General features: G+C 42.2%; 24 protein-coding genes and 1 pseudogene. 21 read left to right on the top strand and 4 right to left on the bottom strand.

Annotated elements, in window-relative coordinates; translation table 11 throughout:
* Nucleotides 1–3 precede the first annotated feature (3 nt).
* The 3 genes from AC1DLI_RS21990 to AC1DLI_RS21980 are packed head-to-tail and all read left to right on the top strand — an operon-like array spanning nucleotide 4 to nucleotide 3,484.
* Nucleotides 4–1,107, top strand: a complete 1,104-nt coding sequence (locus AC1DLI_RS21990) for a DegT/DnrJ/EryC1/StrS family aminotransferase (protein ID WP_477606431.1) — start codon at nucleotides 4–6, stop codon at nucleotides 1,105–1,107.
* Between the two features lie 8 nt (nucleotides 1,108–1,115).
* Entirely contained in the window at nucleotides 1,116–1,832 is a 717-nt protein-coding gene (locus tag AC1DLI_RS21985; protein ID WP_477606580.1) for an acyltransferase, read from the top strand.
* 47 nt (nucleotides 1,833–1,879) lie between these two features.
* Nucleotides 1,880–3,484, top strand: coding sequence for a glycosyltransferase family protein (locus AC1DLI_RS21980; RefSeq protein WP_477606429.1), 1,605 nt, complete (start codon nucleotides 1,880–1,882; stop codon nucleotides 3,482–3,484).
* 171 nt (nucleotides 3,485–3,655) lie between these two features.
* Here the strand turns inward: AC1DLI_RS21980 and AC1DLI_RS21975 are convergent, their stop codons facing one another.
* The gene (locus tag AC1DLI_RS21975) at nucleotides 3,656–4,402 is read right to left on the bottom strand and encodes a GT-D fold domain-containing glycosyltransferase (protein WP_477606427.1); all 747 of its coding nucleotides are present in this window, start codon (nucleotides 4,400–4,402) and stop codon (nucleotides 3,656–3,658) included.
* Between the two features lie 300 nt (nucleotides 4,403–4,702).
* Here AC1DLI_RS21975 and AC1DLI_RS21970 point away from each other — a divergent pair, with 300 nt between their 5' ends.
* The 15 genes and pseudogenes from AC1DLI_RS21970 to AC1DLI_RS21900 all read left to right on the top strand — a co-directional run bounded on the left by AC1DLI_RS21970 (nucleotide 4,703) and on the right by AC1DLI_RS21900 (nucleotide 19,527).
* A complete protein-coding gene (locus AC1DLI_RS21970; protein ID WP_477606425.1) occupies nucleotides 4,703–4,930 on the top strand; it encodes a glycosyltransferase family 2 protein in 228 nt (75 codons plus the stop codon).
* Between the two features lie 218 nt (nucleotides 4,931–5,148).
* Nucleotides 5,149–6,483 carry a GT-D fold domain-containing glycosyltransferase gene (locus AC1DLI_RS21965; protein WP_477606423.1) on the top strand — a complete coding sequence of 445 codons (1,335 nt, stop codon included), beginning with the start codon at nucleotides 5,149–5,151 and terminating at the stop codon, nucleotides 6,481–6,483.
* A gap of 47 nt (nucleotides 6,484–6,530) precedes the next feature.
* Nucleotides 6,531–7,337: a glycosyltransferase family 2 protein gene (locus AC1DLI_RS21960; RefSeq protein ID WP_477606421.1), complete on the top strand. Its 807-nt coding sequence runs from the start codon at nucleotides 6,531–6,533 to the stop codon at nucleotides 7,335–7,337.
* A 17-nt stretch (nucleotides 7,338–7,354) separates the two neighbouring features.
* Nucleotides 7,355–8,302, top strand: a complete 948-nt coding sequence (locus AC1DLI_RS21955) for a GT-D fold domain-containing glycosyltransferase (protein ID WP_477606419.1) — start codon at nucleotides 7,355–7,357, stop codon at nucleotides 8,300–8,302.
* A gap of 56 nt (nucleotides 8,303–8,358) precedes the next feature.
* Nucleotides 8,359–9,084 carry a sugar phosphate nucleotidyltransferase gene (locus AC1DLI_RS21950; protein WP_477606417.1) on the top strand — a complete coding sequence of 242 codons (726 nt, stop codon included), beginning with the start codon at nucleotides 8,359–8,361 and terminating at the stop codon, nucleotides 9,082–9,084.
* Nucleotides 9,085–9,135: 51 nt separating this feature from the next.
* The gene (locus AC1DLI_RS21945; protein WP_477606415.1) at nucleotides 9,136–9,987 is read left to right on the top strand and encodes a hypothetical protein; all 852 of its coding nucleotides are present in this window, start codon (nucleotides 9,136–9,138) and stop codon (nucleotides 9,985–9,987) included.
* A complete protein-coding gene (locus AC1DLI_RS21940; RefSeq protein ID WP_308996928.1) occupies nucleotides 9,980–10,693 on the top strand; it encodes a glycosyltransferase family A protein in 714 nt (237 codons plus the stop codon). The genes AC1DLI_RS21945 and AC1DLI_RS21940 overlap by 8 nt, the downstream gene beginning before the upstream one ends.
* A 100-nt stretch (nucleotides 10,694–10,793) precedes the next feature.
* Nucleotides 10,794–11,642 (top strand): glycosyltransferase family 2 protein, encoded by an 849-nt coding sequence (locus AC1DLI_RS21935; protein WP_477606413.1) that lies wholly within the window; start codon nucleotides 10,794–10,796, stop codon nucleotides 11,640–11,642.
* A gap of 120 nt (nucleotides 11,643–11,762) precedes the next feature.
* Nucleotides 11,763–15,572, top strand: a complete 3,810-nt coding sequence (locus AC1DLI_RS21930) for a phospholipid carrier-dependent glycosyltransferase (RefSeq protein ID WP_477606411.1) — start codon at nucleotides 11,763–11,765, stop codon at nucleotides 15,570–15,572.
* A 58-nt stretch (nucleotides 15,573–15,630) separates the two neighbouring features.
* Entirely contained in the window at nucleotides 15,631–16,632 is a 1,002-nt protein-coding gene (locus tag AC1DLI_RS21925; RefSeq protein WP_477606409.1) for a glycosyltransferase family 2 protein, read from the top strand.
* 1 nt (nucleotide 16,633) lies between these two features.
* Nucleotides 16,634–17,059: a GtrA family protein gene (locus tag AC1DLI_RS21920; RefSeq protein ID WP_477606407.1), complete on the top strand. Its 426-nt coding sequence runs from the start codon at nucleotides 16,634–16,636 to the stop codon at nucleotides 17,057–17,059.
* Nucleotides 17,060–17,074: 15 nt separating this feature from the next.
* Nucleotides 17,075–17,755 (top strand): class D sortase, encoded by a 681-nt coding sequence (locus AC1DLI_RS21915; RefSeq protein WP_477606405.1) that lies wholly within the window; start codon nucleotides 17,075–17,077, stop codon nucleotides 17,753–17,755.
* 122 nt (nucleotides 17,756–17,877) lie between these two features.
* Nucleotides 17,878–18,030: pseudogene (locus AC1DLI_RS21910) on the top strand (LuxR C-terminal-related transcriptional regulator); the annotation flags it as partial.
* 959 nt (nucleotides 18,031–18,989) lie between these two features.
* Nucleotides 18,990–19,328 (top strand): YolD-like family protein, encoded by a 339-nt coding sequence (locus AC1DLI_RS21905; protein WP_477606403.1) that lies wholly within the window; start codon nucleotides 18,990–18,992, stop codon nucleotides 19,326–19,328.
* A complete protein-coding gene (locus tag AC1DLI_RS21900) occupies nucleotides 19,318–19,527 on the top strand; it encodes a hypothetical protein (RefSeq protein ID WP_477606401.1) in 210 nt (69 codons plus the stop codon). Before AC1DLI_RS21905 ends, AC1DLI_RS21900 begins: the two co-directional genes overlap by 11 nt.
* Here AC1DLI_RS21900 and AC1DLI_RS21895 read toward each other — a convergent pair.
* Nucleotides 19,514–19,708, bottom strand: coding sequence for a hypothetical protein (locus tag AC1DLI_RS21895; RefSeq protein ID WP_477606399.1), 195 nt, complete (start codon nucleotides 19,706–19,708; stop codon nucleotides 19,514–19,516). The genes AC1DLI_RS21900 and AC1DLI_RS21895 overlap by 14 nt on opposite strands.
* Nucleotides 19,701–20,048 carry a hypothetical protein gene (locus AC1DLI_RS21890; RefSeq protein ID WP_477606397.1) on the bottom strand — a complete coding sequence of 116 codons (348 nt, stop codon included), beginning with the start codon at nucleotides 20,046–20,048 and terminating at the stop codon, nucleotides 19,701–19,703. The genes AC1DLI_RS21895 and AC1DLI_RS21890 overlap by 8 nt, the downstream gene beginning before the upstream one ends.
* 90 nt (nucleotides 20,049–20,138) lie before the next feature.
* Between AC1DLI_RS21890 and AC1DLI_RS21885 the strand changes: the two genes are divergently transcribed.
* The gene (locus AC1DLI_RS21885) at nucleotides 20,139–20,387 is read left to right on the top strand and encodes a hypothetical protein (RefSeq protein ID WP_477606395.1); all 249 of its coding nucleotides are present in this window, start codon (nucleotides 20,139–20,141) and stop codon (nucleotides 20,385–20,387) included.
* A gap of 168 nt (nucleotides 20,388–20,555) precedes the next feature.
* Nucleotides 20,556–21,734: an acyltransferase family protein gene (locus tag AC1DLI_RS21880; protein ID WP_477606393.1), complete on the top strand. Its 1,179-nt coding sequence runs from the start codon at nucleotides 20,556–20,558 to the stop codon at nucleotides 21,732–21,734.
* 20 nt (nucleotides 21,735–21,754) lie between these two features.
* Here the strand turns inward: AC1DLI_RS21880 and AC1DLI_RS21875 are convergent, their stop codons facing one another.
* A complete protein-coding gene (locus AC1DLI_RS21875) occupies nucleotides 21,755–21,949 on the bottom strand; it encodes a hypothetical protein (RefSeq protein WP_477606391.1) in 195 nt (64 codons plus the stop codon).
* Nucleotides 21,950–22,155: 206 nt separating this feature from the next.
* Here AC1DLI_RS21875 and AC1DLI_RS21870 point away from each other — a divergent pair, with 206 nt between their 5' ends.
* Nucleotides 22,156–22,530 (top strand): DUF6173 family protein, encoded by a 375-nt coding sequence (locus AC1DLI_RS21870; RefSeq protein WP_477606389.1) that lies wholly within the window; start codon nucleotides 22,156–22,158, stop codon nucleotides 22,528–22,530.
* Nucleotides 22,531–22,706: the final 176 nt, after the last annotated feature.

The raw sequence follows: 22,706 nt of genomic DNA, 5'->3' as shown, positions 1-22,706 counted from the left end.
TTGTTGATTGTTCCTTTAATCGATTTGCATGCCCAGTACCTGGAGCTTAAGAAGGAGATATTAAAGGCGGCAGAGCGGGTATTCGATAGCGGGGTTTATATATCCGGGCCGGAAGTGGAAGCTTTGGAGAAAGACATAGCATTTATTACACAATCCCAATATGCGGTTTCCAACGCAAACGGTACCGATGCCTTGGTTTTGGCTTTGGAAGCATGCGGAGTCGGACTGGGTGATGAGGTCATAACAACGCCATATACTTTTTTTGCAACAGCAGAGGCCATCGTACGGCGTGGTGCAATTCCCGTATTCGCGGATATAGACGAACGAACGTATAACCTGTCTCCCGAGGAGACGGAAAAGAAAATCACATCAAAAACGAAGGCCATCATTCCGGTTCATATTTTCGGTCAACCGGCAGATATGGATGCCTTTAACGATATGGCTGAACGTCACAATCTTGCGATTATCGAGGATGCTTGCCAAGCATTGGGCGCCGGATATAAAGGCAAACCGATTGGCGCTCTTGGAACGATCGGATGCGTTTCCTTTTTCCCAACGAAAAATTTGGGCGGTTATGGAGACGGAGGCATTGTTGTTACGAATGACGAGGAATTGGCAGATCGGATTAGGCTTCTTAGTCACCACGGAAGTAAACGCAAATATTATCACGATGTGGTCGGTTATAACAGCAGACTGGATCCTCTGCAGGCCGCCATCCTTCGGGTGAAACTCGGCAAGCTGCAGGAGTGGAATGCCAAACGTCAACAGAAAGCAGCCTTTTATGCCAAGCACCTAGAACATACCACACTCAGAATTCCAATTGTAGATGCCAATGTAGATCACGTCTTTCATTTGTATGCTATTGAATGTGATAAACGCGAACAATTAGCTGACCAACTACAGCAGGTCGGCATTTCTACCGGGCACTACTACCCTTGCCCGCTGCATCTCCAAAAGGCGCTTGCCTATTTGGGATATAAGCCAGGGGATTTCAAGATAACGGAGAGAGTTTGTGAACGCTCCTTGGCATTGCCGATGTCTCCACACCTAACGGAAGACCAACAAGCCTATATCATCGAGAAAGTCCAACAATTTACTAAAGGTTGAGGTGTATGATGAATCAAAATCTAAGGATGGGACAGCATGTTGTGATTGGTGAAAACGTAACGATTGGTGAGGATGCAGTGATCGGCCATCATGTTGTCATATACGACGGGACTGTCATCGGCAACCAGGTAGTCATTCACGATCATGCGGTAATCGGCAAAAAACCGATGAAAGCACACAATTCCGCGACGACAAACAATCAGGTTTATCTGCTCCCGACAATTATCGGGGATGGATGCATTATTGGAACCTCTGCTATTATTTATGCGAATGCCTTCTTGGAGAACGATGTTTTTGTTGCGGATTTGGCGACCATTCGGGAACGGGTCGTCATCAGAGAGAAAACGATCATCGGTAGAGGGGTGGCAGTAGAGAATGATTGTACGATCGGAGCAAACTGCAAGCTTGAAACGAATTGTTATATTTGCGCATTCTCGACCTTGGAAGATCATGTATTCGTTGCTCCCTGCGTCGTTACGACAAATGATAATTATTTGGCCCGGACGAAGGAACGCTTTGGCAAGTTTAAAGGAGTTACGGTCAATAAAGGAGGGAGAATAGGCGCAAATGCCACAATTCTACCAGGCAAAACCATTGAGGAAGACGGCGTTGTTGCAGCCGGAAGCATCGTTACGAAAAATGTGAAATCTAAAGAGATTGTTGCGGGTTCACCAGCCCGGAAGATTAGGGATGTACCACCGGAACAATGGTTGGAAAACCAATAGAAAAATGAGGATAAGGTATACATTTCTTCGGAGAAGAGGGTGAAAGAGTGAGAGTAAAGCGCAATCGGACACTGAAGGCTCGCAATCCTAAAAAAGCGAAAAAAACAGGAGCGAAAATAGTAAGAAAACCGAAAAGAAGAATTCAAAAAACCGTGCACAGAAATGAGTTAACAAAAAGAAAAGCACAGATTGTAAAAGCTCCTATTATGAATGAGAGAAAACTGAAGATTCTAGTCATGACAAAACCTAACGATACCATGGAATTGGATTATAATCTTGACACGATGAAGACTATGGAACACTTTGCAGAAATACGCTATTGGACCGAAGGCGGAAGTATGCTGGAAGTATTGAAACAGATCGATATGAAACCGGACTTTATTCTATATTATGATTTGGAAGATGTGAATTTTGTTTCTGTTATTAACGAAGTGGAAGAAGGGGGGATTCCAACAGGGTATTATGCGGTTAATGATCATGTAAGTGAAATGGACCAAATAACATACATCCAAAATCGTAAAATCGATCTTTTTTTCACCGAAAATCATAATTCCTTCGCAATGAGCCTTCCTGAGTATGAAGGAAAAGTCAGACTGCTGCCTCCTGCTATGACTGAATCCAATGCAAAGGCACAACAAATCATTTCATATATAGAACAGCTTATTCAAAATACTACCATAGCGCAATTGCAAAAAATGAATGATAAGAAAGCCGCTGTACCTCCGCAAAGAAAAACAAAGGTACTGATCCTTATAAAGCCATTTAACAAGAAAATGCCCAAGCATCAGCACAAATATGATTTTATCAAAGCCATTGAAAAGGTTGCGGATGTTCAATATTGGCATAGGAATGGAGATATTCTAGACATTTTAAAGAAAATAAAGATGAAACCGGATTTTATATTCCATTATGATATTGCTTATAACTATGCGTTTGCTCCAAATATTACAAACCTTGATAAGGTGAATATACCAAAAGGTTGTTATGTGTTGGACATTCACTGGAATAAGAAATTCAGAAGAGCTTACTTTCATAAAACCGCGAAACCGGATTTAATCTTCTCGGCAAGCAAATATCCGTTTCTTAAGGTTTTTCCTGAATGTAAACCCAAATTTAGATGGTCGCCGTTTGCGGTCAATACCAAAGTAATCAAAGACTATAAGCTGAGGAAAAATATTAAGTTCTCCCTGTTAGGCTTGATTCAACCACGATATAAATTCAGAAAAGCGGTTCTGAGAAGAATGAGGAGAGTAAAAGGATTCATTAACTTTAAGCATCCGGGGCACAAGGCTCGAGCCAGACGAGGTCTTCTTATTAATAGTAATTATGCCAAGGTTATCAACCGATCAAAAATATCATTTACTTGTGGAAGTGACCTAAAGATTCCTGTTGCTAAATTTTTTGAACTTCCAGGGTGCAAAACCTTAATGTTGGCGGAGCCGAATCGTGATTTGAAGGATTTGGGCTTTAAGGATAAAGTGAACTATGTAGCATGTAATAGAAAGAATTTTTATAGAAAAGCATTGTATTTTCAAAAAAACAAACGTGCAAGAGCACGAATTACACGAAAAGGTTACAACTTTATTCGCAAATATCATACGATTCAAGTTCGTGCAAAGCAATTTGTAGCGGAAGTTAGAAAGATTCTATAACACAAATTGTTGGTTCAAACTAAGGAAGCTATCTTCTATCTTAAGAATTCACCAAAAACGACAGCGAGATTGACTATTTAGGAATAGTCAATCTCGCTGTCGTTTTTGTATTTGATCCGTATTAAATTTTACGCCCTATCTTTCTTTATATTTATTAGAATTAATTGTTACTTATCTTCTGCTTTTGCGTTTCCATTTCCGTTTTCGTTTCCGCTTTCCTTTCTTGAAAACGACTAGATGTCCTTTTCCGAAATCAATAGCCACTTTTCCTGTTAAACTGGCAATTGCGGGTGCCAAAACAACGGAATTAACGCCACAGGAGATTAAAGCAATATCAAATTGAGTTTTCATTGCTTCTACCTGCGTTAACGTTCTATTCATTTGCGTGTAATCAGAAAAGACAATCGTTCCGGCAATGTCCATCCCATAAGGGTCCTTTTGAAGGATTTTTTTGAGTCTCTCGGCTTCCCGCGTGATGATCAGGACTCTTCGGCCCCTCAGCACTTCCCAAAACTCCTTCCGCCCCGCTAAAAAACGGTTAACGACGGCATCGCAAGTATAGCGAGGCTTTAGCTTATAATATCGGAATATTTTATTAGTAAGCGGCCGCTTCACTCTGGGATGTGCAATCGTCCTTTTATCCCCGGGAATAAGTATCCCGACAATATTTGCTTTCTTAATCGATCGGACCATTTCATTTCTCAGCTTTAAATTTGGAAGCCTTACGCCCTTTTTTCCTCTATTGGCTTTCTTTGCCCATAGCTCCCTGAGTACGGTTTTGATGCTCCACACCGATTTTTGCGCCATTACAATATTTTCACCGTCACCTATTCTTACCATGGAGAAAGGCTGATGATTATCTAAAGCATTCTTGATGCTTCTCAATACCTGCTTCCATTTTAAATTCGTCACAATCATTCCCTCTCCTTATTTGTTTTTTCACTACTCCACTATATGAAAGATGCAGCAGTAGTTCTTGTGCCACTCCCCTTTCTTTATGCCGGAGATCGTCCATTTTCATTTTTCTTTATTAGACTTTGATCGCAGATCTAGTGTATTGCACAATAATTCCTGTGAGTTATTCATATAAATATACTGAAATCACAAAAAAAGGAAAATGCAAAAATAGATGATCAAAAGGTTTCCTTGCAGCTTATTTAAGGGGCGGTTTATGTATTGTGGTTCGACTCCATTTATTTAAAGAAATAGGCGGTTTCGATGAACGTCCAAACTGCGTATGGGGAGGATAGCGATCTATGCATTCGTGCGATGATTTCAGGAAAAAAGCTGTGGATTGCCGACGATGTTTTTATTCATCATCATGGGCGCATAACATCAAAGATGAATGGCGTGGATCCTACAAGCATTCAAACAAAAAACAAGGAACGGTTTATAAAAAAATGGAAGATCACGAAGGGCATCATTTATTATAAAGTGGCTCAATGAGAGAAGCCTTTTAATCTGAAACGACATTTTGTTCCACTTAAAAAGAAAAAAAAGTAAACGGCAGCGAACGAGGCTGTCGTTTTTTTATTTTCCCGCAAGCGAAATGTGCGCAAAATTGGGCTAGAGCATACGCATGGGAGTAAACCTGCACAAGAGCATCAACACTATCATTCATATAATGTCGTAGTGAGAACATTTTCTGGAGGGGAAATGGTGGAATGAATTTAAATTGGGAGAAAGTACTGCTTATGATTAAACATGCTTTGGACCATCGTCAGCCGTTTTCCATCGTGAGAATAGGAGACGGAGAGAATATTGTCATGGCACAAAGATCTGTTTGGAGAATGAGCTCCGTACTCAGGGAGCCTTGGGCTAAAAGGGCCAACCGCGGACAAAAGGGAGTGAGGCTTCCGAATCTTACGCTGCGGGACCAAATGATCCGATCGATAAAGATGGCTGACATTGTGGGCATTCTTCCACCGGGAGATAGAAGAACCTATGCTCCGAGAAGATTGAAGCGTCCGCTAACCAATAAAATATTTCGATATTATAAGCTAAAGCCCCGCTATACTTGCGATGCCGTCGTTAACCGTTTTTTGGCAGGACGAAAGGAATTTTGGGATATGCTGAGGGGCCGAAGAGTCCTGATCATCACGCGGCATRCTGAGAGACTTAAGAGAAGCCTTCAACGAGATCCGTATAGAATGAACATTGTCGGTACGATCGCATTTTCGAATAATAAGCAAATGGGCAGCGCGTTAAAAAAAGCCTATGCGATGAAAGACAAATTTGATATTGCTCTAATCTCCTGTGGGGTTAATACGGTGGTTTTGGCCCCTGAAATCGCCCGTTTAACCGGAAAAGTGGCGATGGATTTCGGTAAAGGACATCATGTCGTGTTCAGAAAAAAGACGATTAAAGGCAGCTCTAAATTTAGCGATCAGAAAATAAACAATGCAGCCGAGAACAACCTAAAGATGCTCACCTCGCAGTATATTCCCGGAAAGGTTTCCGTTGTCGTATTGAATCAAAACAGCCTGAAATCCACGAAAGAATGCATCGATAGTATCCGGCAGCACTCACCGATAAATACCCAGCTCGTTCTGGTTGATAACGGCTCAACCGACGGAACGGCAGAGTATATCCAAACCATTCCAGGGTCTACGGTCATTAAGAATGAGGTAACTAAAGAACGCTTCGAAGCGATGAATCAAGGTGTAATCGCAGCAAGTGGAGAATATATCGTCCTGCTAAATGAGAATACGGTAGTAAAAAAAAATTGGCTGCACGGCATGCTCTGGTGGCTGCGAGCAGATCCGACTATCGGAATAGTCGGTGTCCGGAAAAATGCAGCGGATGGCAGTCATAAGGTAGAAATCATTCCGTATGAAACCATGCAAGAGATGGACGATTTTTCTGCGTATTTATCTGAAATTTATAATCGACAGGGTCATCATGCGGATGCCTTGCGTGATCTTTGTATTATGTTTCATCATGATTTAGCCCTCCAAATTGGCAGCTTCGAGGAAAGGTATGACCTGCTTCACGGCTAAAATGATTGATTCATCCAAACCATCTTCAGAAAAAGGAGCGGTTATTTTTGAGTGCAGAGTCAAAACCTCAATTTACGGTTGTTATTCCTTTATATAATCGTCAAGCCTATATTGCAAAAGCGATTAAAAGCGTCATTCGTCAAACGTATAAGGGTTGGAAAATACTGATCATTAATGACGCATCTACAGACAAATCCGCATCCATTGCTTCGGCCTTTACATCGGAAGAGGCGATAAGCCTTATTAGTTTAGATACGAATGTAGGCATTTCGAAAGTGCTGAACATGGCTTTGAAGCATGTAACAACCCCCTATTTTGTCCAATTGGATTCGGATGATTGGCTTGAACCGCGCGCGCTCGAAATTTTGGCGAAAACCTGCGTCAAACATCCGGAAGCGGCGTTAATCTACGGGAATTCTAAGCTGTGGCTCGAGAACAAAGGAAAATTGCGGCTGAAGAAAATAATAAGACATAGGCAATACAGCAAGATGAAATTTCTTATTACTTTCGATTTCATGTTAACCCCGAGATGCTATAAAACTTCTGCTCTTAAAGCTGCGGGCGGGTGGGAAGTGAATGATCCATACGAAGGGCGGATCATGGAGGACCGGCGCATGTGCATGAAGCTTATCGATCGTTTTCCGCACCGCTTTGTAAACCGGAACCTTTATAACGCGTTAAAGCATGGCCGTCAGCTTACAAACGCGGCAAACATCAAAAAACGCAATGTACTCCGAAAAAGACTCGTACTCCTGTATTTGAAAAAATGGGGGAACAAGCATCAGCCTGTATTTGGCCATACAAGCAGCGGCTACCTGATCGTAAAGAAATTGAAAAAACGCAAATCCAGATAGAGGGGTGAATGAACAGCATGGTAAAGCTAAATTCTGATCAGGTGCTCGCAAGGATTAAAGAGGCATTGGATCATCAACGGCCTTTCTCACTCATCCGAATCGGTGATGGAGAAAATGTGATCATGGCCCAAAAATCGGTTTGGAGCCTGAGGGAAGTATTAAGGACACCATGGGCCAAACGGGCAAACCATCCGGTCAGAACGCGAAGCGCACGCCTCGGACATAAAGAAAAAGGAGTGACGCTTCCCAACCTAAAGCTAAGAAATCAAATGGTTCGTTCGATACGGAAAGCCGATATTGTAGGCATTTTGCCAATCAAAGACAAGATAAAGGCGCCGAAAAGAGTAAGACGCCCCTTAACGAATAAAATATTTCGTTATTACAAGCTGAGGCCGCGGTTTACTTGCGATGCCTTTATCAATCGTGAGTTTGCAAGCAAACCGGAATTTTGGGAAGTGCTGAGAGGCAAAAGGATTCTGATCATCACGGAGCATGCCAAAAAATTAAAAGAAGTACTTCAAAGCGATCCCTATCGAATGGTGATAGCTGGAACCATTATTTTTACGCATTTTAAGCAAATGAGCAAAACGTTGAACAAAGTGAAGGGAATGAAAGACCAGTTTGATATTGCCCTCATATCCTGCGGTGTAAATGCTGTCGTTATGGCGCCTGAAGTAGCTCGGTTAACCGGGAAAGTGGCAATTGATTTTGGAAAAGGGCCTAAAGTCGTTTTCAACAAGCCGAGGACTCTGGTAGAGAAGAGCAGCGATAGTCTTATGAATAGACTCATTTTACTCTCTAATGATGCCATGGAGGCCAAGGATTGTCTGTCCGGGGAAGATATGAAAAGCTTATCCGAGAATGGCTCTGAAACTCTTAACGGAGAAAAAGTTGAAGACTATTTTGATCGCAAAGGTATATCGTCCATACAGAATCTAAATGATAGACATACACTACTTATGTAAATTATTTGGTCTTAATAGGTTCTGCTGGATACTTGGTTTTGTTAGGAGGTATTTTTTTGAAGGGTGTGATACTTGCTGGAGGTACCGGAACGCGCCTTTGGCCATTAACGAAGATCTTAAACAAGCATTTGATACCTGTCGGAAAATATCCCATGATCTACTACGCAATAGACAAAATGCGAAGTGCGGGAATCGTAGACATCTTAATCGTGACGGGAAAACAATCGGCTGGGTTATTTACCGACTTACTGGGAAGCGGCAAAGAATGGGGAGTGAAAATCACCTATAAGATACAGGAGGAAGCCGGCGGAATCGCCCAAGCCTTGATGACCGCAGAGGATTTTGTTCAACCGCATGAAAAGTTTATCGTTCTGCTCGGAGATAACTTGTTCGACGAATCGCTTATAAAGATGGTTAGCGATTTTAGCAATCAGGAAAAAGGCGCTAAAGTGTTTCTCAAGCACGTTGCCGATCCTCGCAGGTATGGGGTTCCGGTGATTGATGGAAACAAAATCATTCAAATTGAAGAAAAACCGTCTGATCCCAAATCATCCTACTCGGTTACTGGTATTTACATGTACCATGGAAGCGTATTTGAGGTCATCAAGCGTATTAAGCCTTCGAATCGCGGGGAACTGGAAATTACTGATGTTAACAACGTCTATGCCTCTGAAGGAACGCTTACTTTCAACATCATGAACGGCTGGTGGATTGATGCGGGCACCTTCGAATCGCTTCACGAAGCTAATGTGATGATGAAGGATTTTAAAGGTGAAACGTAATCAAGGTGAGTTAAATTTGAAGTGTGTCAGCGTATACGGGAGTGATGGGAGTTGTTAAACAAAAGGATCATCTTCGGTATCGAATTCAATTCGAGATCGACGAAGCCCGCTTGGAGAGTCGGATTAACTGCAGGCTGGATTCAATACAGAATGTCCGTATTTATGAAATATACAATGAAAAGCTTAAAGAAGCAGACTAATCAAGATTTTGTAGCCCTTATTCAATATGCGGATTGCACGGAGTCTTTGATAAAGATTGAACTCGGCAAATATGATCCGCTTCCGGAAAACATTCAATTTGTTCCGGCAAGCAAATACCAAGAACATATTTCGCAATGGATCACCGGATTCGACCGCTTATATCTGGTTCGTTTGGATTGCGACGATATGTACCATAAATCTATCGTGCAGCAGTTAAGAGATTACCGCCCTAAATCTAGCACTCAAGCATTAATTAATCAAAAGGGATATATATATGATGCCGTCAGGCAGCGGTTCACAGCGGTTCACCATCAATCTCCGCCATTCTATATTTTTATCTACAAGACTGAGGATTACCTGAACGGAAAGAGATATGTTACTCCCGGCGGGCATCGATTCGTCATTAAATTAAAGCATGAAATCTTAACTAGAAAAGGAAACCGCAACTATATGATCGTTGTTCATAAGCGCAACACGTTAAATCAAAACTTGCTGCGCAAAGCCGTGTTCAGATCGAATCGAGTCAAACTGGATCATATTCTCAAAAACTTTTGCAAAGAGACAGCACCCGTTATCGAGCAAGAGCCGCAGCGACTTATAAGGAACGAAGAGGACATGATCCACGCAATAACAGGTTCTCCTGGCGATTTACTTTTTTTTGGACGATTGAAAAGAATGCAAGGAGGAACTAGTGATGCCTAATAAAAAAATTATTATTGGAATTGAATTTAATAACCGGTCAAAGCCCAATAATCGCTGGAAGGTGGGTTTGACTAGACAATGGATTGAGTACAGAATGTCTATCTTTATGAAATACACCTTACAAAGTCTTAAAAATCAAACCAATCAGAATTTTACGGTCCTTGTCCGGTATGCAATCTCTTCAGAGTCTACGATCTTGCAGACATTGAGCAAGTACGAAGCACTTCCCGGCAACGTTCGATTTGTACCGGACGGACAATATCTCAAGGTTCAAAAAGAGCTGACACGCGGCTATAAGTATCTGTATCTTGTACGCTTGGACTGTGATGATATGTACCATAAAACCTTTATCAAACAATTGCATAATTATAAGCCCAAGCAGAAAACCCGCGCGCTCATTAACCAAACGGGATACGTGTATGACAGCCTGCGCCATCGCGTCGCTACAGTTAAGAAGCCTTCCCCGCCTTTCTATACGTTTATCTATAGGACTTCCGCTTATTTTAAAGGACTTAGGTATAAAACACCGAAAGGGCATACTTCCGTTATTAAGCTTAAGCATGAAATACTGACCAAAAACGGAAAACGAAACTATATGGTTGTTGTTCATGAACGAAACACATTAAACCAAAGATTATTGTCCAAGACGAACTTCGTAGCGAAGCAGTGGAAGGTAAATAAGATTATGAAAAATTATGTAAAGTAATCGCGATTCACTTTTTGCGTGCCGTGACGACAGCCGTTCCTAGTTCAAGTGCCATTACGTACAATGCAAATGTAGATTTCAATTAATGAGGTGTTGTACGATGCTTGAGAAGCCGGATATGGATGAGAAGGCAATGATACAGGAAACGTTAGAATCAACGGCTTTACCGGTTTCGCCGGAACAATCGGACTCACAGGAGATGATGGAAACGATAGATTCGACAGAAGCAGGGAGCCAAATAACGAAGCTTCTCCCGAAGGGAGTATCCATCATTACGGCAACCAATAAACCGGAATTTATGAAGCAATTGTTCACGAACTACAGCCGCCAGCGCTGGAAAGCGAAAGAGCTTATCATTCTATTGAACAATGATCGCATGAGCATCGACAGTTATAGAAAATATGCCAAGCATTTTGATCAAGTGTCCGTCTATCGGCTGCCTCAGAAATACTCTCTCGGAAAATGTCTAAACTACGGCATCAGCAAAGCGAAATACGAGATTATTGCTAAATTTGATGATGACGATTATTACTCTCCGCATTATTTGACTGAAGCCATGACGGAATTTGAACGAACGGGCGCAAACATTATCGGGAAAAATAAGTTTTATATGTACTTCCACAGCGGCAATAAGCTTATGCACGCAAGCATGCCGACTAAGAGGCTCGTAGCCGGCGCGACCATTATGTTCGAGAAAAGGATATATCCCGGGGTTGTTTTTTCTAACCTGCGCAAGGGCTCGGATATGAGGTTTCTTAACGACTGCTTGAAAAAAGGGTATAAGATCGGATCCACCAGCCGGTACAATTTCACCGCCCTCAGGAGAGGGAACCAAAAAAAGCATACGTGGAAGGTTACAGCCCGAACGTTTCGGATCCTTAGAGCGAAGACCGTAGCGCGAACCAGCCAATATCGGCCTATCGTAAACCGGGCTATTCCAAAAGATTAACCATGCGCCGAATAGGCGTCTTTTTTTTGTTAATTGCATTGACCGTCGTATTATTATCTTATAGAGTTAATTTTAATGTAAAGCTCTTACAAATGCCGATATGAGGTGAATAATAGAACGATGATTAAACTGTCTTTCCGTGCATTTGCAGTTATCCTTTTCTTGACTCTTTTTGTTCCTGTTGTTACCTTGCATGCGGCAAGCAATCTATTAACGAATGCTGGTTTTGAGAACGTTACGGAGAACGCTCCGACTGAATGGCAGCATGACGCCTATTTGAAAGAAGAGCATATTACCACGTATACGATTTCGGATAAAGAGGCCCATACGGGTACGTATTCTGCGGTGCTCGAGAATAAGGAAGCCAATCATTCGCGCTGGACGCAGACGATTAAAGTAAAACCGAAAACAACCTATAAGCTATCTGGTTACATAAAAGCGGAACAAGTCGGCGCGGATGCGACCGGTGCTCATTTTTTTGTGGACGGCATTGCTGTTGCCTATCCTGAAATGAAGGATACGAACGGGAAATGGGCTTATGTACATTTTTATGCAAAAACGGGTAAGGATCAGAATAGCATTACGTTTGGAGCAAGCCTTGGCGGTTACGGGGCAATTAACACCGGGAAAGCTTATTTTGACGATGTTAGTGTAGAGAAAGTATCGAAAGCCCCTGCGGGCGTTGAGGTATTCAGCTTAACGCCAACGGAGACCGGACAGGCATCCGATGCTGCCACTAAAGGCGGGTCCGTGCTGCCCTTGATTTTGTTCGCGGCGTTGTTCAGTCTGTTGTTTGCCTTAATTTATAAGAAGCTTCTAAGAGAGAGAAGCTTATTGGACGGGAAACCGCATATACATAAAATCATACTCGTATTTGTATGTATTGGCGCTCTTGCGGCGCGGCTTTGGCTTGCAGTTACGAATACGGGCTATGCCAATGATATTGCGTTATTTATGGCCTGGGCTGACCATGCTGCAAAGGAAGGCCTTTCCGGGTTTTACCATTCCGGCATGTTTGTAGATTACCCGCCCGGCTATATTTATATTCTGTATGTCTTAGGTTTAATCAAGGACATGCTCTCTTTAGACGGAGCATCGAAGGCAGCGCTTCTTTTGTTCAAGCTGCCAGCAATTTTAGCTGATCTTGCGGCTGCTTATTTTATTTTACACACGGGTAAAAGAAAAGCAGGCTTTTCCGTATCATTGGGACTTGCATTGTTCTATTTATTCAATCCTGCAGTTATTGTGGATTCTGCCGTTTGGGGCCAAGTCGACTCCATTTTTGCTTTGGCGCTCGTGCTGTCCATCCATGGACTTGCTGAAAATAAGATCGAGCGCGCTTCCGTTTGGTACGCCATAGCGGCGCTTATTAAGCCGCAGGCGTTCATATTCATGCCGGTGCTGCTGCTATGGTTTGTTTATCGCAAAGACTGGAGGAAGGTCGCGGTTAGTGCCGCTTATGGCTTTGCGGCGTTTATTTTACTCGCTCTTCCTTTCTTTTGGGGGAATGGCGGATTATCGGGTCTATTTCAGCTGTACAAAGGAACCTTATCTTCCTATCCTTACGCCACTTTGAATGCATTTAACCTTTATGCGCTAAGCAATGATAATTGGAAGCCGATCGCCGAAACCTGGCTGCTGTTCTCCTTCCAAACCTGGGGTACGATCTTTATTTTGGCTGCCGTTGCTTTAGCTGCATTTTTCGCCTTGCGCAAGAAGGACAGCGATTCCTCCAATCGGGTTTATTTTATAGCTATGGTGCTCATCGTTGTCGTATTTATGGGCGTAACCAAAATGCATGAGCGCTATTTATTTCCGGTGCTGTTACTTGGCATCTTTGCATTCTTGCAATCGCTTGACCGGAGAATGCTTATTATTTTCTACGGATTTAGCTTGACCAGCTTCATTAATATTGCTTATGTATTGGATTACAGCAAAACAACGACAAACGTCCCTTTTAACGGCATTGTTTTATTGTGCTCGCTAGCAAATATTGGGTTAATGCTTTACTTGCTTTATATCGGATATGATAAATATATACGCGGAAGGGTAAAGCTGGTAGAGCCGTTATTGGAGAAAGAGCTTACGGATAGGGATCATGAGACGCTATCCGCTTTCAAGACCAAATCCATCTCGCGGGCGAGGCAAAACGCAAATCGTTTCAATCGCAAGGATTGGATCGTTATGGGCTCAATCACACTCCTATATGCGATTGTTGCCTTGTTCCAGCTCGGCGATATGAAGGGGCCGCAAACGGCATGGCAGCCTGCGGCGGCAGGCCAAAGCTTTTATGTCGATTTGGGCGCTGTCAAACAGCTTGACCGAATCAACAGCTTTGGCGGTGTCGGAACCGGGAAATTCAAATATGAATTTAGTCAAAACGGGACCGATTGGGACAATGTGATGGAAATAGACAGCAGCCATGTTGCCGTATTTACTTGGACAACGCAGCCCGCAGCGCTTCCAGCACGTTATGTAAAGGTCACTACCGTTCAAACGGGCTTTTCGATGCATGAGCTTGCGATCTACGAGCAGAGCAACAAAATACCGCTGCAGATCGTCGGAATAAACGATGAGCTGGCGAAGGATGCCAAGAGAGGCAGCGTACCGCTGCTCTTTGACGAACAACAGCTGGCAGAGTATGACGCTACCTTCATGAATGGCTCGTATTTCGATGAAATTTACCATGCACGTACGGCTTATGAGCATTTGGAGCATATTGTGGCTTACGAGAATACGCATCCACCGCTTGGCAAACTGATTATTGCGCTCGGCATCAAGCTGTTTGGGCTTAATCCGTTTGGCTGGCGCATAGCGGGCACGCTCTTCGGCATAGCGATGCTTCCGTTAATGTATGTTTTCGCTAGAAGGCTGTTCAAAACCAGCGTTTACGCCGGACTTGCCACAGCGCTGTTTACCGCTGATTTCATGCACTTTACGCAAACTAGAATTGCGACAATAGATGTTTACGGCGTGTTTTTCATTATGTTGATGTTTTATTTCATGCACAAATATTATTCTCTCAGCTTTTACAGAGTCAAGCTTGGGGTTACCCTTATGCCGCTGTTCTTGGCGGGATTGTTCTTCGGAATAGGCGTGGCGTCCAAATGGATTGTGTTATATGGCGGCGCGGGTTTAGCCATCATGCTCGGAATTTCGTTATTTGAACGATACAAAGAGTATGCAGCCGCGAAGCGGGTTCTGCGGGGCGGGATGACATCAAATGCAACCTTCAGCTCAGAGAAGCTGCAGCAAATCGTTCATGTGTTTCCGCGCTATACCCTGATTACGCTTGCTGTTTGTCTCGTATTCTATATTGCGATACCGCTTGTGATCTATGCCTTGTCCTACATCCCGGTACTGACCGTCATGGATGACGGTTATACCTTGAAGAGCCTTATCGATTATCAGAAGCATATGTTCAGCTATCATAGCCAGCTCGTATCGACACATCCGTTCTCATCATCCTGGTGGGAGTGGCCATTTATGAAGAGACCGGTATGGTATTATTCCGGCGACAATATGGCCGAAGGCTTAAAGTCTACAATCGTTGCGATGGGTAATCCGCTTATTTGGTGGACGGGAATCTTCGCAATGGCTGCGACGATCTGGATCAGTATCAAACGGAAAGACAAAGCTATGTATACGATATGGATTGCATTCTTGGCACAGTACGTACCTTGGATGCTGGTCACACGGCTCACGTTCCTCTATCATTATTTTGCGATGGTGCCGTTTATTATCTTGAGCTTGGTTTATATATTCAAGGTGATTGAAGAGAAGCAGCCAAGCTTTAGGCTCGCGCGCAACATTTTTCTGGCTGCGGTCATTCTGTTGTTTATTACCTATTATCCTGCGCTCTCCGGTATGACGGTGAAAAGCTGGTATGTAGAGCATGTGCTGCGCTGGTTTCCGAGCTGGTTATTTTAAATACTGCGTTGCCAGAAGGACGGCGACAGTCGTCTACGCTTGAGAAAGGGGCATATAGATGAAGCAATCAGCTGTAAAATACAGTGTTATCGTCCCGATGTTCAACGAAGAAGAGGTTATCGAGCATACGTATGAGCGGCTGAAGATGGTTATGGATCATGCTGATGAGCCGTATGAGCTGATATTCGTCAATGACGGAAGCAAAGACCGTACAATTGAACTAGTGTCAATGATTTGCGATTTCGATCCGAACGTCCGGCTGATCAATTTCTCCCGCAATTTCGGCCATCAGATCGCGATCTCCGCCGGTATGGACTATGCGCAGGGGGATGCCATCGTCGTGATTGATGCGGATCTTCAGGATCCGCCTGAGGTCATTCTAGATATGATCGCCAAGTGGAAGGAAGGCTATGAGGTCGTTTATGGCAAACGGCTTAAGCGCAAGGGCGAGACGGCATTCAAGAAGCTGACTGCGAAAATTTTCTATCGTACGCTGCGCAGCTTAACCAACGTTGAAATTCCTGTGGATACGGGTGACTTTCGATTAATTGACCGTAAGGTATGCGATGTGCTGCGTGGCTTAAAGGAGAAAAATCGCTTTGTGCGTGGCTTGGTCAGTTGGATCGGCTTCCGCCAGACGATGGTTGAGTATGAGCGGGAGGAACGTTTTGCAGGGGAAACCAAATATCCGTTAAAGAAGATGATCGCTTTTGCCATCGACGGGATTACCTCGTTCTCCTATAAGCCGCTAAAAATTGCAAGCTATATCGGCTTTACCTTGTCGTTTACAAGTTTCTTGTACCTGCTGGTCGTCATTTTTCAGAAGCTGTTCACTGGCAGCACGATTGCGGGCTGGGCCTCCATCGTAGCGGTTAACCTTTTGTTTAATGGCATTATTTTGATGCTCCTTGGCATTATCGGCGAATATATTGGCCGGATTTATGATGAATCCAAAAACAGGCCGCTTTATATCGTTCGCGAGGTACAGGGCTACTCTGAGAAAGATGCGAATCAACCAGAGAATGCAAACGTCTCGGAACGGGTTAAAGAGTATGGCTAAAATGGCTTCCAAAAAGGTTTTCTTTCAATTCTTGGCCTTTAATCTAGTGGGGCTGCTCAACACTGCAATCGATTTTCTGCTTTTCACCCTTCTTCTATGGTTAGGAACCTATTATTTAATCGCGCAGATCATTGCTTACGGAGCGGGAATGATTAACAGCTTCGTGCTTAACAGCCGATATACCTTTCATAAGAGAGACGGCCTCGTCTCAAAACCGCAGCAGATCAATAGAGGATTTAGGTTCGCCCTGTGGAATGCCCTCTTACTTGGAATTACACTGCTGCTTCTTGCCGCCTTTACAGAGTGGTGGGGAATGAACGAGGTCGTATCCAAGGTCATCGTAACGGTGATTACCGTGGCGCTGAATTTTTATGGAAGCAAGAAATGGGTTTTCGCAGTGAGCGGGTCGAGAGCAAAGAGCAGCTAACGAAAGGCGGGAAAAATGAAAAAAATATTATCTTATACATTAGTAATCGTGGGTCTTCTTATTTTACTTTATCCAAAAGCGAACGAATGGTACGACAACCGCCAACAGGATAAGCTGATGGCGGATTGGGAAGAAGCTAGCTTCGATGAAACGGCAGAGCAGCAGGCACAGCAGCAGTATGAGGATTTGACGGATCTGTTTAACGAGGAATCGGCAGCCGCGGCTGTGGATGCTGAACCTGAACCGACGATTGTACCTACGGATCCCGCCACGGATGCCCCATCAGCTGCTCCGGCAGCGCAGAAGCTCACACCGATCGCAACCATTAAGATTGACAAAATAAAGCTAAAGCTGCCTGTCCTCGAAGGAGCTACCCAGAAAAACATGAAATCCGCCGCCGCCCATTTAAAGGAAACAAGCGCGATAGGCCAGATCGGCAACGCGGCAATCGCAGGTCATCGCATGCGGTCGAAGGGAAGGTTGTTTAACCGGCTTGGCGAGGTAGAGGTCGGTGATAAAATCGTCGTGGATACAAAGGAAAAATCCTATACCTACACGGTCTATAAAGTATCGATTGTAAAACCAACGGACGTATCCGTGCTTAATTACAACAACAAAGACAAGCTGCTTACCTTAATCACTTGCGATCCGATCGTGAACCCAACGCATCGTTTAATCATCCACGCAAAAATGTAAGTGATAGAGCCCATTTTCTCCGCTTAACAGCACCAATGGTACCGCCCCTTCATAGTATAAGTTGACTGTATCCCTTAACCTTGTTAAACCATAAAAACCCGCGCAAGGAGGGGTGACAAACATTGAAAGGTAGCGACCATAAGAGCAAGTTTTTATTGACGCATCGTGAACGCGAGGTATTCGAGCTGTTGGTACAGGATAAGACAACAAGAGATATTGCACAGCAACTATTCATCAGCGAGAAGACCGTCCGCAACCATATTTCTAATGTGATGTAATTTGAAGCACACAAAATATATTTTGATGCAAATTTGATGCAAATCACCAAAAAGAGCAGCGAGGGATTACTCCTCCTGCTCTTTTTCTTTGATAATTTCAATGATTTGTTAGTAATGGTGCACAAATGGAAATTTAAAGTAAAAAGTGCTATTTCTTGTCATGTGAATGCCACCAATATATGAAAGCACTAATCGATAACAATGTAGCCGATGCAAAGTTATCAGGAGGTGATCCTTTATCTAACGGCAGGCGCTCAGAAACACGACGAGAACGAACGTTTGGTCTATCTGCTTGTAAGTGGACACCAAAAACCAAAATTTCTCATAATCGATTCTCGGGCGTCTGGCGGTGTTTTGAAATCTTCGTAAAGAGTCACCAACTTTGTTGCCGAACCCTCCAGCGTGGATTCGGCGACGTCTCAGCCAGCTCTGCAGGTTCGGTTGGCTACCGAGATCGAGACGAGGGGGAACGCCTTCGTCCTAGTAACACAGCCTGCGGAGTAATATTGATACTAATATTCCTGCCATCCTTTTGAATCATTAAATAAGTATATTTTTTTACTGAACCAATTAACCTTGATTTCTGATTGATTGTTTTTCTCTGGTGCCAACATTATAAGAGGCGAGAAAAGTAGAATTGCAATTATGAGTCCAATAATAATTTGTAAAATACTTTTCATATTAACGCTCCTTGTAAGTAGAATTAATTATTACTAGAATATCACATTCTGTATAAAGAACGAATTTGGATACGCCGATCCTGCAAGACAGTATGGTTTTGTCATTTCCCAACTGCCTTGTTTGCTGACTCATCCTCCTGGTCATTGACTGCAGGTGTAAGGATTGTGCTCGCAGCGGCTATGACATGCCGGATTAGATGTCATTTCTTCACTCTTGAATATAGAACATTTGTTCGCATATAATAAGAACATCAAATATGAGGGACGGTGTTCTAAATGGCGACAGGATCACGCAAGAAACTTGAAGGAAACGGAATATGGGAAAGCAGTCGAATGATGCTGCCTGAACATAAGGTCGCACTAAATAACTGGTCAAGAGATCAGCACAAACGTCCAAGAATTTATTTGGATGAGCAGGAATGGGAAGATGTATCGCGCTTTGTTGCAGAATCACTGCAACTCCGCGTGCCAATTAAACTAAAAATGTATCATGAACTTGAGGATCTAGAGATTAATGGAATCGTCGATCGAGTGGATCAGCATCAAAGTCGGTTCATGGTTGACGGTGAATGGTTTTTAATCCGAGATATCGAGGGTGCTGAGATTGAGCATTGATCGTCAAAAGTTAATTGAGCATCTTGAAGCAAATGCTGAGCAGCTGCGCATGAAGATCGATGGTTATGACGAAGCAAAAAGCATCGACAGCGGAATGATATTGATGTGGGTTGCTAAGAAGATCATGMTCACTCATTTGCTGGACGATTTGTATAACGGGAAATTTAACGAAGAAAAAAAGCCGCTTAGCGAACCTTGAATTCGCAAGCGGCTTTTACATAATGCATGTTATTGATTGTAACGGTGTGCTCATCTTGCTTCTCGATTACTCCACCGTAATCAATGATCTCGCCATCCTGCCAGGCGACAACAGGTGTTTGGTTAAAAATTGCGGCGGATAGATGAGCATCGGTGGTAAGGATGAACCCGGATTTAAACATACTTATGATTAACAGCTGCGTTATATCGAGAAGTAATTAGAGCGTCATTAAAGTCTGTCAAATCTTTTTGAGAAGATTCAATAACTATTTTTTCGCCTGTTTTAAGACTGATATTAATGGTATTGATGGGCTGAGGCGCTTTCAAATCAGTATAAGCAGGACCATTTGATGATGCAGAAATTGATTCAATTTCATTGTAAAGGTAAGTCTGTGCTTTATGGTTATTCAAATTAATAACGTAGAACCTCGAAACTCCAACAGCATATGTGATGTCACCTTGTCGAAAGGTTATTATTGAATTATCTTTTATGATGTTTACTATTTCATCTCGATCATCCATGTTATCACATCTCCTTTCATACCATAATTCGTCTTTTAAGAGGAATTTCCTTCCTATTGCCGAATAATGGTGACGAGGGAGGTGTTCAGAATGGGATCGAATGATATTTCAAATGAGTTTAAAGAAGCAGTTGTAAAATTGCATGAACAAAAAGACAACCATCTCGGTCAGATTGTGGCGAGTTACGAGGCTGTCCAATTGAAGTATGAGAAAGAATTAGAATTGGCTAAGATCTTAAACGATCCATCAGCTCTCTACCTTCAGGGAATTGTGGACGGATTAAAAATGGCTACAACGACTTTGAAGGCTTACAATGAAGGCATGAAAGATAAATCATGATTGATAAGGAGGCTGCTCAAATGAGCGGCTTTTTTATTTAAGTGTCTTAGGCCTATAAACTTACAATAACGAATCATTACCATACCAAAGAACTATAAATTCTTGTTGATAGAACATGAAAGTGTGTGTAGAATGTTCTTTATAACGAATTTGAGGTGGGTAATTGGAATGATTAAACGTTATGAAGAACTAGACTCGTTAAGAGGTATAGCAGCCGCGACTGTTGTATTGTGTCATTTATTACCGTTAGCGAATTTCGCGCTAATTAATAAATTAGACAAAACACCATTTCATTTACTATGGGCTGGACATGAGGCAGTTATCTTATTCTTTATTTTAAGTGGTTTTGTTTTATCGCTTCCTTTTTTCACCGATGGTAAAAGATCAGGTTATAAAGACTACTTAATAAGGCGAGTATGTAGAATTTATTTACCATACGCGATCAGCGTGATTATCGCCATTTTGTGCATGAAGTTATTTTACTCAATTGACTTTTTCATGTTAGGTGGCTGGTTCAATACTTCCGATAAACCAATATCGATTCAATTGTTGTTAAATCACGCTATACTGCTCACCGAGTTTGATAGCTATAGATTTAATATGGTTATCTGGTCACTCGTACATGAAATGAGAATCTCAATAATTTTCCCGCTTATTATGTTTTTAATAATTAAATTCAGTTGGAAACGCAATTTGTTATTGTCTATTTCAGGATCGATATTATTTTATGTTTTATATGTATTTTGTCTTAAGTTTTTTAGTTATGATGCGACGAAACTGCAAGGGTCTTACTTATATACTCTGCATTACATTGCATTTTTTATTATTGGTGCTTTATTAGCAAAAAATAGGCAATATTTTAGCAACTTATACGCAAAAATGGGCAAGCTTTTAAAGCTTTCAATATTGCTTGTTGGAGTACTAGCATACACTTATAATTGGTGGTTTTTTAATGACGTATCACTTTTTCACATCGTAATTATAAATGATTGGGTTATTTCAATTGGCGCAACTATTTTTATTTTGTTCTGCCTAAACTCAAGTGTAGTTAAACAACTGGTAACACTTAGACCCATTAGTTTTGTAGGTAAAATCTCTTACAGCTTATATTTGTATCATTTGATCGTTGCACTCTCAGTATCAAATTATTTAAGCGGGAAAGTATCTATGGTTTTAGTTTCAGGAATATCATTAGTACTTTCATTTGTTGTAGCGTCAATTATGTATTATTTAATCGAGAGACCGTCAATTTCATTAGGAAAATTTATAATCAATAAAATCAGAAATAGTAAGAAAAAAGTTATTGTAGATACACATTTAGATTTAAAGAAGTCTACGACGATTTAGGACATTTAGAATAAAAGCCGTTAGCGAACCTTGAATTCGCAAGCGGCTTTTATATAATGCATGTTATTGATCGTTACGGTGTGCTCATCTTGCTTCTCGATCACTCCACCGTAATCAATGATCTCACCATCCTGCCATGCAACGACAGGGGTTTGGTTAAACATTGCGGCGGAGAGATGGGCATCGGTGGTTAGGGTGAAGCCGGATTTAAACATTGTCCAATAATTTAGCGAATACACTGAGTATAGTTAAAATTGCTGCTATCAATACAACGGGGAGTATTATCTTTTTAAAAGTAAAATCTCCAAGTACGTCTAAGAATCTCATTGGTAACACCTCCTATATACCTAGTGCTTTCGACACACAAAGAGGAAATTCCTTCCTAATCGCGAATTTTGATTATGAAGGAGGTGGAAAAAATATGAACTTTAATTTTCCGGATATCAGAAAGAATGTTGAAGCAATAGGTGCTATGAATATGCAAATGAAGTTTAAAGATGATGCTGATACAATTGCTGAACATCTGATTCAAGCAGCTAATGATTACAATAGTAACCTTGATGACCAACATGAAGTAGGTGTAATGCTCGCTTCATTTGGTCAAACAATTACTGTTAACATTACAGGAATTGGATATCAAGGCGAAAAGCTTATAAAATTCAAAGGTCACTTGGCAGATAGTGGATCGCCAGTTGAGCTTTTGCAGCATGTAAGCCAAATCAATTTTTTGCTTGTGTCCTTGCCTAAACAAGAACCTGAGCAACCGAAAAAAACAATTGGATTTATTCGAGAATAATTCAATAAGCATTTTATTTTGAAGTCGCTCAAATGAGCGGCTTTTTTTATTGTACAAAGGGGGGACCGTTTTGGATAAATCGATTAAGTTACGACCAACAAAGAATTCGGTTATCGCTCGAGCAACGAAGGTCGAGACGTTAATGTCTTTCGTTAATCCATATCAAATCGTTACAG

It is taken from the genome of Paenibacillus sp. 01T443 (assembly GCF_056398325.1).
This window is presented reverse-complemented; position numbering and strand designations above follow the sequence as displayed.